Source organism: Thalassovita mangrovi (assembly GCF_009857745.1).
GTDB lineage: Bacteria > Pseudomonadota > Alphaproteobacteria > Rhodobacterales > Rhodobacteraceae > Thalassobius > Thalassobius mangrovi.
In genome coordinates this window covers 604590-615385 of the sequence record NZ_WWEN01000002.1, presented here as the reverse complement: position 1 = coordinate 615385, position 10796 = coordinate 604590, and the positions used below count along the sequence as shown (strand labels likewise).

The following is a 10796-nucleotide window of genomic DNA, read 5'->3' as shown; positions in this document are numbered from 1 at the left end:
ATGCGCCCCGGACCGGCGGGTGGGACCGGTCCGAGGGCTTGGTGCAGAGGGGCTGGGGGGATCAGGCCGAAGCCTTGTCCAGCGCCTGGCCCAGATCGCGGATCAGGTCGTCGGCGTCTTCGATGCCGATGGAAATCCGCACCACGTTGGGGCCCGCGCCCGCCGCGACCTGCTGTTCCTCGGTCAGCTGGCGGTGGGTGGTGCTGGCCGGGTGGATCACCAGCGAACGGGTGTCGCCCAGGTTGGCGACATGGCTGAACAGGTCCAGCGCGCCGACGAATTTGACGCAGGCGTCATAGCCGTCTTTCAGCGCCACGGTGAACAGCCCGCCGGTGCCTTTCGGGAACAGCGCCTTGGCGCGATCGTGATAGGGCGAGCTTTGCAGCCCGGCATAGGTGACCTTTTCCACATGCGGATTGGATTCCAGCCATTCGGCGACCTTCTGGGCGTTTTCGCTGTGCTTGGCCATCCGCAGCGACAGGGTTTCGATCCCCATCAGCGTGTAATGCGCCGCCTGCGGGTTCAGCGTCATGCCCAGATCGCGCAGCCCGATGGCGATACCGTGGAAGGTGAAGGCCAGCGGCCCGAAGGTTTCGTGGAACTTCAGCCCGTGATAGGCGGGTTCGGGTTCGGAAAGCGACGGGAACTTGCCGCTGGCGGTCCAGTTGAAATTGCCCGAATCCACCACCACGCCGCCGGTCACGGTGCCGTTGCCGGTCAGGTACTTGGTCATCGAATGCACCACCAGCGTCGCGCCGTGTTCGATCGGGCGGCACAGGTAGGGCGTGGCCGAGGTGTTGTCGACGATCAGCGGCAGGCCCACCTTGTCGGCCACCGCCGCGACGGCGGGCAGGTCGGTGACATAGCCGCCTGGATTGGCGATGGATTCGCAGAAGATCGCGCGGGTGTTGTCATCCACCGCGGCCTCGATCGCGGCGGTGTCATCGAAATCGACGAATTTGGCCGACCAGCCGAAACGCTTGATGGTCTGGGAAAATTGGGTGATCGAACCGCCGTACAGCCGGGTCGACACCACCACGTTCAGCCCCGGCGCCATCAGCGGGAACAGCGCCATGATCTGCGCCGCGTGACCCGACGAACAGCAGACCGCGCCGACGCCGCCTTCCATCGTCGCAATCCGTTCCTGCAGCACCGCCACGGTCGGGTTGGTCAGGCGCGAATAGATGTATCCGACCTCTTGCAGGTTGAACAAAGCGGCGGCGTGTTCGGCGTCGCGGAACACATAGGCCGTGGTCTGATAGATCGGCGTTTGCCGCGCGCCGGTGGCCGGGTCGGGCCGGCTGCCGGCGTGAATCTGCAACGTGTCGAAACCGTAGCTGGGGGTGTCGGACATGGGGTTTCCTCCTGCAATGCAATCCGATTTATGCGTATTGCCAAAAGGGATAGGGCATCCGATTGTGGCCCACAACGGCTAAGCGACACGAGGGAACAAGATATGCGATCCGCCTTTCACCTGGCTTATAACGTTCGGGATTTGGATGCTGCGCGGGAATTTTATTCCGGCCTTTTGGGCGCGCGCGAAGGGCGCAGCACCGATACCTGGGTGGATTTCGATTTCTACACCCATCAGCTCAGCCTGCATCTGGGCGAACCCTTCGCCACCGCACCGACCGGCAAGGTGGGCGATCACATGGTGCCGATGCCGCATCTGGGAGTGGTGCTGGAACTGCCGGAATGGAAGAAGCTGGCGCAGCGGCTGGAAGCGGCGGGGATCGATTTCGAAATCCCGCCCTCGGTCCGGTTCGAGGGCGAACCGGGCGAGCAATGGACGATGTTTTTTCGCGACCCGTCCGGCAACCCGATCGAGATCAAGGGCTTTGCCGATTTCGATCAGGTTTTCGCTAGCTGAGCAACGGGCAGGGCGCGCGGCTCAGCGCAGCCAGAGCCCGTTTTTCTTCAGCGTCTGGCGGATTTGCTGTTCGCGCCGGGGCAGGTTGTCCCGGTCGAACAGCGCGCGCGCCTTTTCGCCCTTGTTCTGATAGACGAAGCGCTTGATCGGTTCATATTGCTTGAGCACCTTCTTCACCCGGTTGGGTTCGGCGATCTCTTCCAGCACATCCACCGCCTTGTCGCTTTCGCGGGCGTAAAGCATCGGCAGCAGCCGGTAATGGCAGCTGTGTGAACCGTCCAGGTATCCCTCGGGCAGCGCATCGCGGCCGCCGCGGAAACTGTGGATGACAAGCGGCAGAACGACCTGGTCGAGCCAGGGATTGAGCGACTGGCAGGCCAGTTCTTGCGGAGGGTTGGTGCGGATCTCCACCGCGTATTCGGCGAAGCGGTCGCCGAACAGTTTGGGGCATTTGTAATAGAAGAACCCGGCGTTGAAATAGAGATAGCGGCGCCAGTATTCGTCGGGCTGGCTGAGGTCCAGCGAGCTTTCGAAATCCAGCCCGAACCGGTCGTAGAGCGATTTCCAGATACCGGTATATCCGGGGCCGTAGAGTTCCGGCTTGGGCCAGGTGCCTTCGACCCGGTTGGACGCCGAGGGGCGGTCGAAATCGAACGGCACCTGCGCCAGGTCATCAAGGATCAGCGTGTCAGTGTCGAAGAAGACGAAGGGGTCGCCCTCGGGCAGGGCGCTCAGCGCTTCGATCTTGTTGCCGTGGGGGTATTTCTGGCCGAAATGACGGTTCTCGAAGGGCAGGATTTCCGCCCCGAATTCATCGAGCAATTCCAGCACATGGGCGTTGGTGATCCGCGGGTCGTCCTGCCACAGCGGCCCCGGCTGCGGTTCGGCGACGAAGAAGCGCCCTTTGAAATCGGGATTGGTGGCCCGGAACGAGGCGGCGAACAGCAGCGCCTCGTACTGCAGACGGTTGGTCTGACCGACGATGACGATGTTGAAAGGTTGGATTTTTCCGTTCGCCTTGGCCATACTCGGGCTGCCCTGACCTCATTTTTTCATCACTATAGGGGCAAGGCGGCGCTTACAGAAGGGGCCGCGGTGTATTTTGCGAAAGGGGAATTTTATGCTCGACGTATTTCTGATGCTGGTGGCGATGGCGGCGCAGGGCGCTGGCGAGGCCAGATCGAGTTCGATGGCGGAGGTCGCGGCAGAACCCGCGCCGGTAACCGAAAGCGCCGCGCCGACCGAGCAGGCTGCGGCCCAGGCCGCCCCGCAACCGGCGCCGCAGCCCGCGCCCGAGGTGCCCAGCGGCAAATTCACCACCGCGCAGGAGGTGCGCCCGATCCTCGGCATGACCAAGGCCAACTGGATCGCGGTGCGCGAATATGACGGCCAGGACATCGTTTACTTCACCCAGCTGCTGAGCTGGCGCTGCGGGCTGAACGCGATTCGCTATTCCTTCAATGACGGGCCGATTCAGGTCTATCCGCTGCCGCCCTGCCACGACGACACCGCCTCGCCCAACGCCTTGATCGACGACGAGGCGATGCCGATCATGGGATTGGCGCCGGGATCGGTGCAGAAGGTCTATGTCGAGATTTTCTATGACGACATGACCACGGATTCGGCCAGTTTCGAGCGCAAGGCGGTGCTGATGCCCTGATGGTCGGGGTCGCCGCTGCCCGCATCCGGAACACCCACAGATTTTCGCCGGTCACTGCTGTCTGTCGCTGAGGAGGAGGAAGTGGTGGGCGACCCTGGAATCGAACCAGGCGTGCGTCTCCGCGAGGGAGTTACAGTCCCCTGCCACACCTTGCGGCCTGTCGCCCACTTCCGACGGCAACGCCGTCTGGTGAGGGGCTGATTACTGTGCCCGGAAACGGGCGTCAACCAGAAAATCCCTTGCAGGCGGCAATGTCCCGTCGCATTAACGCAGCCACGCTTCTGGGAAAGGATCGGGGCATGAAAAAACCGAAATGGGTCGTCGCCAAGGAACAGGCGAAACGCGCCTCCGCGTCGGAAACGGTGTGGCTGTTCGGCCTGCACGCGGTGCGCGATGCACTGCTGAACCCGGAGCGTGAAAAACTGCGGCTGATGGTGACCAAGAACGCGCTGGACAAGCTGGCGGATGCGGTGGCCGAGGCCGGGGTGGAACCCGAAATCGTCGATCCGCGCAAATTCTCCGCGCCCATTGATCCGCAATCGGTCCATCAGGGCGCGGCGCTTGAGGTCAAACCGCTCGACTGGGGGCGGCTGGATCACGTCTGTGCCGGGCAGCCGGGGCTGGTGCCGCGGGTGGTGATGCTGGACCGGGTGACCGATCCGCATAACGTCGGCGCGATTCTGCGCTCGGCCGAGGTGTTCGGCGCCTCCGCCGTGGTTGCCCCGCGCCATCACAGCGCGCCGGAAACCGGCGCCCTGGCCAAGACCGCCAGCGGTGCGTTGGAACGCCAGCCCTATCTTCGGGTCAAGAATCTGTCGGACGCGATGCAGGAACTGCGCAACATGGGCTACCTGATCCTGGGGCTGGATGGCACTGCCGAGGCCACCATCGAAGAGGCGGTCGAGGGCCATCGCGACCAACCCATCGCGCTGGTGCTGGGGGCCGAAGGCCCGGGGCTGCGGCAAAAGACCAAGGAAACCTGCGATCAACTGGTGCGGATCGACTTCGCCCGCAGCTTCGGGTCGCTGAACGTGTCCAACGCCGCCGCCGTGGCGCTTTACGCCGCCAAGGGCTGATCAGGCCGCTTTCAGCAGCTCCGACTTTTCCTGCACCAGGCGCAGGAACCGGCCCTTCACCATCCAGGACAGGCCGAAGGCGAACAGCGCCAGCGCCTCGAAGGTGAAGGTCGGCGGGAACAGCGCGGCGGTGCCATAGGGCGCGCCTTCGGTCAGGCCGATGGCGGCCATGCAGGCCAATATGGTCAGCCCGCAAATCAGGTAGATGGTGTTGCGGATCGCCTTGGCCGATGACATTTCCGCCTCGCCCCGCTTGGTCATCACCACGCCTTCGCCATTGTCGCGGCGGAAGGCGTAGAGCGCGAAATAGGCCAGGATCGAAAACATCACGAAGGCCCCCAGGAAGTGGAAGAACTGGGAATTCAGCACCTTCCCGAACAGGGTCATCACCACGTAGTCATAGCCCGCATTGGTCGGCACGGTCAGCGGATCGTCGGGATTGGGGGCATAGGCGACGAAGGCGCGGCCGGAATAACCGGTGCTGCAGCCCGGCCCGAAGGTCGGGAAAATCGCGACGCACATCGCCCCCACGGCCCCGATCGAGGAAATGACATTGTCCCATTTGGTGTGCCCGCGGTAGCAGAACAGGAACACCGCGATGAACCCCATGCAGCCGACGAAGAAACTGCCCCAGAAGGGGATGTAGTAATAATGGCTGATCGAACTCATCCGGCAGAAATGCGACACGAAGGACGACGCATAAAGCAGGCAGGGCAGGGCGAAGGCGATCAGCCCGACATAGAGCGCGATCTTCTTCTGATCCAGCGGCACCGGCGACGGGTTGCCGGCCCGGGTCAGCGGCCCCTTGGCGACCATTTTCACTATGCTTTGCATCGGCTGTCTCCTCGGTTGCAGCGCAGCCCATGGTAGCATGGGAATCGCCCATCCCGAACGGTCTTGCGTTTGCCCGATTGGTATCTATCTGTGATCCCATGCCCCATAGCCGAAAAATCGCCACTTGCTGTTATTGCGGCCGCCGCGCCGAGCTGGTCCTGACCGGAGAGGTCCGGCACGAACTGAGCTGCGCCTCCTGTGGCGCGCCCTTGCACAATCTCAAGCGGCTGCGGTCGGACGCGGTGGCGGCGCCGGAAAAGGCGGCCAAGCTCAAGCCGTATAAGCCGAAGAAATCCAAGGCGAAGAAGGTCAAGCGCCGCAAGGGATTCGGGGCGAAGCTGTTGGATGAGTTGTTCGACGCGGTGGAAGATATCTTCGACTGAGCCCGAGCTGCCCTCGGCCTCTTGTTCACAGCTTCTTTACCAGCCCTTCAAATGCCCGGAATCGTTCCTATCTATCTATCAGAGACGCGAAACCGGAACTTTGCGATCTCATTCACTGTCCCTCGTTCCGACACTGGCGCCCAAGGTTTCTTGGGCGCTTTTTCTTTGTTCGCCGTCTTCCCCTGGCGGTCAGGGGGATCAAAGAGGCTTCCCCTGATCCCGCAGGCGCGCTATCGCTGGGGCATGAGCGAACAGTATTCCGACGAATTCCTGAAAAAGGTCCTGACCCGAACCAAGCGCGTCGCGGTGGTGGGCGTGTCGATGAACCCGGTGCGGCCCAGCTATTACGTGGCGCGTTACCTGTCTCTGAAGGGCTTCGACGTGGTGCCGGTCAATCCCGGCCATGCCGGCGAGGTGCTGTTCGGCTGCGAGGTGAAGGCCAGCCTGCGCGACATCGAGGGCAAGGTCGACATGGTCGACATCTTCCGCCGCTCCGATCACGTGCCGCCCATCGTCGACGAGGCGCTGGAGTGTTTCCCCGACCTCGGCACGATCTGGATGCAGATCGGGGTGGAACATGCCGAGGCCGCCGAAAAGGCCCGTGCGCGCGGGGTGGACGTGATCATGAACCGGTGTCCGAAGATCGAATACCAGCGGCTGTACGGCGAGTTGCGCATGGGCGGCTTCGCGACCGGGGTGATTTCGTCCAAGCTTTGAGTGCGGGGCGTCACGCCACCTTGCTGCCTTCGGTCCCGGGGTCGGGGACGAGTTCGACCCGGTTTCTGCCTTTCAGCTTGGCCTCGTACAGGGCGGCATCGGCCGCTTCGACCAGGCTTGCCTGGGTCATTTCGGGGCCGGTGACCGCGATGCCGATGCTGACCGTGACGGCGATCCGGTTTGCGCCGCAGCGGAACGGGTGGCGTTCGACCGCTTCGCGCAGACGGTCGGCGATGTCGCGCGCAGCGATGGCGGTCGTGCCCGGCAACAGCACCGAAAATTCTTCGCCGCCGACGCGGAACGGGCGGTCGAAGGAGCGCAGGTTTCGCGTCAGTATGGCGCCGATTTCCTGCAGCACCATGTCCCCGGCGGCATGTCCGTAGGTATCGTTGATGTGCTTGAAATGGTCGATATCCAGAGCCAGAAGCGCCGTCGTTTCGCCGAAGCGCTGTACCCGGTCGAAGGTTTCCGCCAGGGCCTCCTCGAAGGCCCGCCGGTTGAGCAGCCGGGTGAGGCTGTCGCGCACGGCCAGATCGGTCAGCGCCGTTTCGGATATCTTGATGCGCCCGATCATCCGGTTGAATTCCTCGGCCACGCGATGCAGTTCGGGCGGCACCTGGATGTCGATCCGGTAGTCGCGGTCGCCCTGGGCGAAGCGCGCCGCCCCGTCGACCAGCCGGTTCACGCTGCGCGTCATGATCCGGCTGATCAGGGAGATCCCGCCGACCGTCGTCAGCAGGCACACGGCCCCGGCGATGCCCATGATCCACAATGACCTTTCATAATGCAAAAGCGCCCTGTCGTGATCGGTCTCGATTGCGGCGATCAGTTGGCCATTGACCGCCGACAGCTCGTCGGAGGCCGCGGCGGCATGAGCGTGGAACTGCCGCATGAGCCGCGCAGCGCCGCCGTCACCGGCCGGCGGGGCGAGCGAAATCAGCTCCGTTGCGCTGCGATCCGCCGCGATCCAGTCCTCGTGGGCGCGTTTCAGCAGGGAATTGGCGGAGGTTTCAATATGCGTATGTAAGGCGAGCGCGGCGAATTCCGCCTCGATCTGTTGTCGCATGCTGCGATAGGCCAGGGGCCCGGTCGGGTTGGCGCCGTTCACGAATTCATCGACCGGGGCAAGGGTATCCTTGACCAGCATGTTCAGCCGCTGCACCGGGACGATGTGATAACGGTGGCGTTCGGCAATGTCCTCGAACGGGCCGATCACGCCGCGGTCGAGAAGCAGGAAGCCACCGATGGCAGACACCGCGATCGGCGTCAGCGCCAGGGCGGCGCAAAGTCCCATCCAAAATCGGAACGATCTGGTTTTCAAAAGGCCGATCACGTCGCCACCTCTCCCTGCATTGCCCGGCCATTGAAGACAGTGGGGATTTAAAAGTGGTTAAGATGCGCTTTGCCGAGCCACTGGCGGGGCAGGAGCCGGTTTCCCGGATTGGGCCTCTCCCGCGGCAAGGGAAGGGGGCGCCGCCCCCTCTGCGCGCGTTGCGCGCATTCACCCCCGGAGTATTTTTGCCAAGAAGAAACGGATCAGCTTTTGCGGGCGGCCTTTTCGGCGATGCCGGAGGTGCCCTGGCGGCGGGCGAGTTCGGCCATCACATCGGCCAGCGGCACGTCACGCGATTGCAGCATCACCAGCAGGTGGAACAGCACGTCGGCGGCTTCCGAGGTCAGCCTTTCGCGGTCGCCCTTGATGGCCTCGATGATCGCCTCGACGGCTTCCTCGCCGAATTTCTCGGCGCATTTTTCCGGGCCCTTGGACAGCAGTTTCGCGGTCCAGCTGGCGTCGGGATCGGCCGCGGCGCGCGCGGCGATGGTTTGTGCGAGATCGTCGAGTGTCATTCGATCCTCATCGGAATGCCCGCTTGCGCCATGTGTTCCTTGGCCTCGCGGATGGTGTAATCGCCGAAATGGAAGATCGAGGCGGCCAGGACGGCGCTGGCGCCGCCCTTGGTGACGCCTTCGACCAGGTGGTCGAGCGTGCCGACGCCGCCCGATGCGATCACGGGGATGTCGACGGCGTCGCTGATCGCCTTGGTCAAGGCGAGGTTGAAACCGGCGCGGGTGCCGTCGCGGTCCATCGAGGTCAGCAGGATTTCACCGGCACCCTTTTCTGCGACCAGCTTGGCGAATTCCACCGCGTCGATGCCGGTGGATTTGCGCCCGCCATGGGTGAAGATTTCCCAGCGGATGCCGTTGCCGTCCGCATCGGTTTCGACCGTCTTGGCGTCGATTGCCACCACGATGCATTGGCTGCCGAACTGATCGGCTGCTTCGGCCACCACATCGGGATTGGCCACGGCCGCCGAATTGAAGCTGACCTTGTCGGCGCCCGCCAACAGCAGGTTGCGTACGTCCTGCACGGAGCGCACGCCGCCGCCCACGGTCAGCGGCACGTAGCATTGTTCCGCCGTGCGCTGCACCACATCGAGCATCACGCCGCGGTTTTCATGCGTCGCGTGGATGTCGAGGAAGCAGATTTCGTCGGCGCCTGCCGCGTCATAGGCCTTGGCCGATTCCACCGGGTCGCCGGCATCGACCAGGTCGACGAAATTCACGCCTTTGACGACGCGGCCATCGGCGACGTCGAGGCAGGGGATGATGCGGGTTTTCAGCATGTCGGAGCACCTTCGGGCGGGATTGCCCCGTCTTTACTCCGCAGCCGGGCCGGATGCAACGCGGGCGATGCGGCGCATGGTGTTGCGCGTGATCAGCACGTGAAACGGTTTGATCAGCGCCAGGTAGGCCGTGCCGAAGGCATTGTTGCGGTGCACCCAGGTCGCCATGTGAAGCCGCCCGCCGTCCTGCATCAGGCAGATGCGGAAATCGAGATGGCGGTCGTCGGTGCCGAGGATCAGTTCGTCCTCGCCCTCATATTCGACCGGGAAAATCGCGCCGTCGCCGGTTTCGCTCGCCTCGGTCTTCAGGCCGAAGGGGTGCATCAGTGTGTTGCGCAGGGTCATCAGGGCCTTGGCCCAGCCGGGCAGGGTGAAGCCGATATCCGCCGCCGCGCGCGGGGAAAGCGCGCTGTCCACCGCGTAGCCGTCGATGAAATCGCCGCTTTGCACCCTGGACCACAGGCGCGAATGCGCGGGCAGGGGGGTAGGGGAAATGTGTCGCATCGGCGGCCTCGGATCGTTGCCTGCGGCAATACTGCGCCCAAAAGCGCTATTCAGGGCTGTGGTGCGGTGTCGCATGCATGTCCCGCGCGCATCCGGGGCAGGGGCGGTTCAACGCCGGAGGACGCGCCGGATCAGGGTGAACGCGGCCTTCAGGGCGAAGAAGAGCGCGATGGTCGCCGCCAGGGGCAAGGTCAGCATCATCAGCCAGCCCATGACGAAAGCGCTGTAAAGCGTGTCGCCCCAATCCTTGCCATTCACGAAGCAGGGATTGCTGTAGCCTTCGTGCAGGATGCAGTCGTGGCGTTCGGCGAACCAGCTGGCCCAGAACATGCTGACCGCCGGGGCGAGGCAGATCAGCAGGACGGTGGAAAGCAGCAGGGTCCGCCGCCGGATCATGCCTTCAGCAGCTCCAGCGCCTCTTTCAGGTCGATGGCGCCGTCGTAAAGCGCCCGGCCCGAGATCGCGCCGTTGAGCGGCGCGCCGCAATTTTTCAGCGCCCGCAGATCGTCGAGCGAGCTGACGCCGCCCGAAGCGATCACCGGGATCGACACCGCGTTGGCCAGCGCCGCGGTGGCCTCCACGTTCGGCCCCTGCATGGCGCCGTCGCGGTTGATGTCGGTATAGATGATCGCCGCCACGCCCGCGTCCTCGAAGGATTTTGCCAGGTCGGTGACCATGACGTCGGTTTCCTCGGCCCAGCCCTTGGTGGCGACGCGGCCGTCGCGGGCATCGATGCCGACGGCGACATGGCCGGGGAATTCTTTCGCCGCCTCGCGCACCAGATCGGGGTTTTCCACCGCCACGGTGCCCAGGATCACCCGCGCCAGCCCCTTCGACAGCCAGTTTTCGATCGTCGCCATGTCGCGGATGCCGCCGCCCAGCTGCGCCGGGACCTTGGTGCGTTTCAGGATCGCCTCGACCGGGGCGGCATTCACGGGTTCGCCGGCAAAGGCGCCGTTGAGGTCCACCAGGTGCAGCCATTCGCAGCCCGCTTCGACGAATTCCATCGCCTGCGCCGCCGGGTCGTCGTTGAACACGGTGGCCTGATCCATTTCGCCTTTGTAAAGCCGGACGGCCTTGCCGTCCTTGAGGTCAATCGCGGGGTAGAGGATCATGGCGCGGCCTTTC

14 protein-coding genes and 1 tRNA gene are annotated in these 10796 nt (G+C 63.9%); 5 read left to right on the top strand and 10 right to left on the bottom strand.

Annotated elements, in window-relative coordinates; all coding sequences use genetic code 11:
- Positions 1–61: 61 nt before the first annotated feature.
- Positions 62–1354 carry an O-acetylhomoserine aminocarboxypropyltransferase/cysteine synthase family protein gene (locus GR167_RS04730; RefSeq protein ID WP_160972282.1) on the bottom strand — a complete coding sequence of 431 codons (1293 nt, stop codon included), beginning with the start codon at positions 1352–1354 and terminating at the stop codon, positions 62–64.
- Between the two features lie 102 nt (positions 1355–1456).
- Here GR167_RS04730 and GR167_RS04725 point away from each other — a divergent pair, with 102 nt between their 5' ends.
- Positions 1457–1870 carry a VOC family protein gene (locus tag GR167_RS04725; RefSeq protein WP_160972281.1) on the top strand — a complete coding sequence of 138 codons (414 nt, stop codon included), beginning with the start codon at positions 1457–1459 and terminating at the stop codon, positions 1868–1870.
- Between the two features lie 21 nt (positions 1871–1891).
- Here GR167_RS04725 and GR167_RS04720 read toward each other — a convergent pair whose 3' ends face one another.
- Entirely contained in the window at positions 1892–2896 is a 1005-nt protein-coding gene (locus GR167_RS04720; protein ID WP_160972280.1) for a GT-B fold glycosyltransferase domain-containing protein, read from the bottom strand.
- 94 nt (positions 2897–2990) lie between these two features.
- Between GR167_RS04720 and GR167_RS04715 the strand changes: the two genes are divergently transcribed.
- Positions 2991–3530 carry a hypothetical protein gene (locus GR167_RS04715; RefSeq protein ID WP_160972279.1) on the top strand — a complete coding sequence of 180 codons (540 nt, stop codon included), beginning with the start codon at positions 2991–2993 and terminating at the stop codon, positions 3528–3530.
- Positions 3531–3612: 82 nt separating this feature from the next.
- Here the strand turns inward: GR167_RS04715 and GR167_RS04710 are convergent.
- Positions 3613–3696, bottom strand: a tRNA-Tyr gene (locus GR167_RS04710).
- A gap of 133 nt (positions 3697–3829) precedes the next feature.
- Here GR167_RS04710 and rlmB point away from each other — a divergent pair.
- A complete protein-coding gene (rlmB, locus tag GR167_RS04705) occupies positions 3830–4606 on the top strand; it encodes a 23S rRNA (guanosine(2251)-2'-O)-methyltransferase RlmB (protein WP_160972278.1) in 777 nt (258 codons plus the stop codon).
- Here rlmB and GR167_RS04700 read toward each other — a convergent pair whose 3' ends face one another.
- On the bottom strand, positions 4607–5440 hold the full coding sequence (locus GR167_RS04700) for a hypothetical protein (protein ID WP_160972277.1): 834 nt from the start codon (positions 5438–5440) through the stop codon (positions 4607–4609). It lies immediately after the preceding gene.
- Positions 5441–5538: 98 nt separating this feature from the next.
- Between GR167_RS04700 and GR167_RS04695 the strand changes: the two genes are divergently transcribed.
- Positions 5539–5823 carry a hypothetical protein gene (locus GR167_RS04695; protein WP_160972276.1) on the top strand — a complete coding sequence of 95 codons (285 nt, stop codon included), beginning with the start codon at positions 5539–5541 and terminating at the stop codon, positions 5821–5823.
- Positions 5824–6066: 243 nt separating this feature from the next.
- A complete protein-coding gene (locus GR167_RS04690; RefSeq protein WP_160972275.1) occupies positions 6067–6540 on the top strand; it encodes a CoA-binding protein in 474 nt (157 codons plus the stop codon).
- 10 nt (positions 6541–6550) lie between these two features.
- Here GR167_RS04690 and GR167_RS04685 read toward each other — a convergent pair whose 3' ends face one another.
- The 6 genes from GR167_RS04685 to hisA all read right to left on the bottom strand — a co-directional run bounded on the left by GR167_RS04685 (position 6551) and on the right by hisA (position 10783).
- Positions 6551–7834 (bottom strand): GGDEF domain-containing protein, encoded by a 1284-nt coding sequence (locus GR167_RS04685; RefSeq protein ID WP_160972274.1) that lies wholly within the window; start codon positions 7832–7834, stop codon positions 6551–6553.
- Between the two features lie 242 nt (positions 7835–8076).
- The gene (locus tag GR167_RS04680) at positions 8077–8388 is read right to left on the bottom strand and encodes a phosphoribosyl-ATP diphosphatase (RefSeq protein ID WP_160972273.1); all 312 of its coding nucleotides are present in this window, start codon (positions 8386–8388) and stop codon (positions 8077–8079) included.
- On the bottom strand, positions 8385–9164 hold the full coding sequence (gene hisF / locus GR167_RS04675) for an imidazole glycerol phosphate synthase subunit HisF (RefSeq protein WP_160972272.1): 780 nt from the start codon (positions 9162–9164) through the stop codon (positions 8385–8387). The genes GR167_RS04680 and hisF overlap by 4 nt, the downstream gene beginning before the upstream one ends.
- Before the next feature lie 33 nt (positions 9165–9197).
- On the bottom strand, positions 9198–9668 hold the full coding sequence (locus tag GR167_RS04670; protein ID WP_160972271.1) for a DUF2867 domain-containing protein: 471 nt from the start codon (positions 9666–9668) through the stop codon (positions 9198–9200).
- 108 nt (positions 9669–9776) lie between these two features.
- Complete coding sequence (locus GR167_RS04665; protein WP_160972270.1) at positions 9777–10064, bottom strand: hypothetical protein; 288 nt, start codon at positions 10062–10064, stop codon at positions 9777–9779.
- Positions 10061–10783, bottom strand: coding sequence for a 1-(5-phosphoribosyl)-5-[(5-phosphoribosylamino)methylideneamino]imidazole-4-carboxamide isomerase (gene hisA / locus GR167_RS04660; RefSeq protein ID WP_160972645.1), 723 nt, complete (start codon positions 10781–10783; stop codon positions 10061–10063). The genes GR167_RS04665 and hisA overlap by 4 nt, the downstream gene beginning before the upstream one ends.
- Positions 10784–10796: the final 13 nt, after the last annotated feature.

Bases quoted from the DNA above. Each gene is read 5' to 3' on its own strand.
- GR167_RS04730 (WP_160972282.1), bottom strand. From the start codon at position 1,354: ATGTCCGACACCCCCAGCTACGGTTTCGACACGTTGCAGATTCACGCC.
- GR167_RS04725 (WP_160972281.1), top strand. From the start codon at position 1,457: ATGCGATCCGCCTTTCACCTGGCTTATAACGTTCGGGATTTGGATGCT.
- GR167_RS04720 (WP_160972280.1), bottom strand. From the start codon at position 2,896: ATGGCCAAGGCGAACGGAAAAATCCAACCTTTCAACATCGTCATCGTC.
- GR167_RS04715 (WP_160972279.1), top strand. From the start codon at position 2,991: ATGCTCGACGTATTTCTGATGCTGGTGGCGATGGCGGCGCAGGGCGCT.
- rlmB (WP_160972278.1), top strand. From the start codon at position 3,830: ATGAAAAAACCGAAATGGGTCGTCGCCAAGGAACAGGCGAAACGCGCC.
- GR167_RS04700 (WP_160972277.1), bottom strand. From the start codon at position 5,440: ATGCAAAGCATAGTGAAAATGGTCGCCAAGGGGCCGCTGACCCGGGCC.
- GR167_RS04695 (WP_160972276.1), top strand. From the start codon at position 5,539: ATGCCCCATAGCCGAAAAATCGCCACTTGCTGTTATTGCGGCCGCCGC.
- GR167_RS04690 (WP_160972275.1), top strand. From the start codon at position 6,067: ATGAGCGAACAGTATTCCGACGAATTCCTGAAAAAGGTCCTGACCCGA.
- GR167_RS04685 (WP_160972274.1), bottom strand. From the start codon at position 7,834: ATGGGACTTTGCGCCGCCCTGGCGCTGACGCCGATCGCGGTGTCTGCC.
- GR167_RS04680 (WP_160972273.1), bottom strand. From the start codon at position 8,388: ATGACACTCGACGATCTCGCACAAACCATCGCCGCGCGCGCCGCGGCC.
- hisF (WP_160972272.1), bottom strand. From the start codon at position 9,164: ATGCTGAAAACCCGCATCATCCCCTGCCTCGACGTCGCCGATGGCCGC.
- GR167_RS04670 (WP_160972271.1), bottom strand. From the start codon at position 9,668: ATGCGACACATTTCCCCTACCCCCCTGCCCGCGCATTCGCGCCTGTGG.
- GR167_RS04665 (WP_160972270.1), bottom strand. From the start codon at position 10,064: ATGATCCGGCGGCGGACCCTGCTGCTTTCCACCGTCCTGCTGATCTGC.
- hisA (WP_160972645.1), bottom strand. From the start codon at position 10,783: ATGATCCTCTACCCCGCGATTGACCTCAAGGACGGCAAGGCCGTCCGG.